The 2,310-nt window shown below is 70.7% G+C and carries 1 protein-coding gene; it reads left to right on the top strand.

All coding sequences use genetic code 11. From position 1 onward, the window contains the following. Positions 1-422: 422 nt before the first annotated feature. Positions 423-2,048: a chaperonin GroEL gene (groL, locus tag HGA02_RS16670; RefSeq protein WP_168680251.1), complete on the top strand. Its 1,626-nt coding sequence runs from the start codon at positions 423-425 to the stop codon at positions 2,046-2,048. Positions 2,049-2,310: the final 262 nt, after the last annotated feature.

The following is a 2,310-nucleotide window of genomic DNA, read 5'->3' as shown; positions in this document are numbered from 1 at the left end:
CGGGCGGCGGGTGGTGCGCGGTCGTGGTCGCGGCTGCGTGGGGAGTCCTGCGGCCGGGTGCGGTGGGGGCGCCGAGCGTGCCCGGTGCGGCACGACCGTGCCCGACGCGGTGCCGGTCGGCACGGTGACGGCGTCGACGACGTCGTCGACCACCCCGGTGTGACCTGGCACACGCGCACGATAGACCGGCGGGCGTGCGCGTCCGGGTGGTTCGGCGGGTGAGGTCGTCCCTGGGCGAACGCGCCTTGCACTCGCAGGGGTCGAGTGCTAACCATTGACTTAGCACTCTCGGGTCGAGAGTGACAGAAGCATCGGCCGCCCGGTGAGGTGCGTCGCGTCGCGGGACATGACCGCGCGGGGCGCGTCGTCCGTCGCGGGCACCCAGCGGCCACCACGCAAACCGAGCGAAGGATCACAGCCCCATGGCCAAGATCATTGCCTTCAACGAGGAGGCCCGCCGCGGCATCGAGCGGGGTCTCAACACCCTCGCCGACACCGTCAAGGTCACCCTGGGCCCCAAGGGCCGCAACGTCGTGCTGGACAAGAAGTGGGGCGCCCCCACGATCACCAACGACGGTGTCTCCATCGCCAAGGAGATCGACCTCGAGGACCCGTACGAGAAGATCGGCGCGGAGCTCGTCAAGGAGGTCGCCAAGAAGACCGACGACGTCGCCGGTGACGGCACGACGACGGCGACCGTCCTCGCCCAGGCGCTCGTCCGCGAGGGCCTGCGCAACGTGGCCGCGGGTGCGAACCCGATCGCGCTGAAGAAGGGCATCGAGAAGGCCGTCGAGGCCGTCACGACGCAGCTCCTCGCGCAGGCCAAGGAGGTCGAGACCAAGGAGGAGATCGCCGCCACGGCCGCCATCTCCGCCGGTGACACCGCGATCGGCGAGCTCATCGCCGAGGCCCTCGACAAGGTGGGCAAGGAGGGTGTCATCACGGTCGAGGAGTCGTCCGCGCTGGGCCTCGAGCTCGAGCTCACCGAGGGCATGCGCTTCGACAAGGGCTTCCTGTCCGCGTACTTCGTGACCGACCCCGAGCGTCAGGAGGCCGTCCTCGAGGACGCGTTCGTCCTGCTCGTCGAGTCGAAGATCTCGAACGTCAAGGACCTGCTGCCGCTGCTGGAGAAGGTCATCCAGGCCGGCAAGCCGCTGTTCATCGTCGCCGAGGACATCGAGGGTGAGGCCCTCGCCACGCTCGTCGTGAACAAGCTCAAGGGCACGTTCAAGTCCATCGCCGTCAAGGCACCGGGCTTCGGCGACCGCCGCAAGGCCATGCTCCAGGACATCGCCATCCTCACCGGTGGCCAGGTCGTCTCCGAGACCGTCGGCCTCAAGCTCGACACGGTCGGCCTCGAGGTCCTCGGCACGGCGCGCAAGGTCGTCGTGACCAAGGACGAGACCACGATCGTCGAGGGTGCCGGCGACGCCGCGCAGATCGCCGGCCGCGTCTCGCAGATCCGTGCCGAGATCGAGAACTCCGACTCGGACTACGACCGCGAGAAGCTGCAGGAGCGCCTCGCCAAGCTCGCCGGCGGCGTGGCCGTCATCAAGGCGGGCGCGGCCACCGAGGTCGAGCTCAAGGAGCGCAAGCACCGCATCGAGGACGCCGTCCGCAACGCCAAGGCGGCCGTCGAGGAGGGCATCGTCGCCGGTGGTGGCGTGGCCCTCATCCAGGCCGGCGCGCTCGCGTTCGAGAAGCTCGAGCTCGAGGGTGACGAGGCGACCGGTGCGCTCATCGTGAAGTCCGCGATCGAGGCCCCGCTCAAGCAGATCGCCGTCAACGCCGGTCTCGAGGGCGGCGTCGTGGCCGAGAAGGTCCGCAACCTCCCGACGGGTCACGGCCTCAACGCCGCGACCAACACGTACGAGGACCTGCTGGCCGCCGGCGTCAACGACCCGGTCAAGGTCACGCGCTCCGCGCTGCAGAACGCGTCGTCCATCGCGGCGCTGTTCCTCACCACCGAGGCCGTCGTGGCCGACAAGCCCGAGAAGGCTCCGGCCCTCCCGGCCGGCGGTGGCGACGACTTCGGCGGCGGTTTCTGATCCGCTGACGTGAGTCGCGCGGCCTGACGGCCGCACTGCACGACCCAGCACGACCCAGCACGGCACGAGGGGCCGGTCACCTGCGGGTGGCCGGCCCCTCGTCGTGCTCCCGTCCCGCGCGGCCGCCACCCTGCTGCCGGGCGGCGTCCCGCAGCGGTCGCTCGCCGGCGGTCACCCCCGTCGGGTGACGTGCGGAGCACGCGCGCCGACCTACGGTGCCGACAGCTGCCGAGGAACCGGCGGCCGTCGGGAGGTCGCCATG

Source organism: Cellulomonas septica (assembly GCF_012396155.1).
GTDB lineage: Bacteria > Actinomycetota > Actinomycetes > Actinomycetales > Cellulomonadaceae > Cellulomonas > Cellulomonas septica.
This window is presented reverse-complemented; position numbering and strand designations above follow the sequence as displayed.

Excerpts from the sequence above, each read along its gene's own strand:
- groL (WP_168680251.1), top strand. The coding sequence starts at position 423 with ATGGCCAAGATCATTGCCTTCAACGAGGAGGCCCGCCGCGGCATCGAG.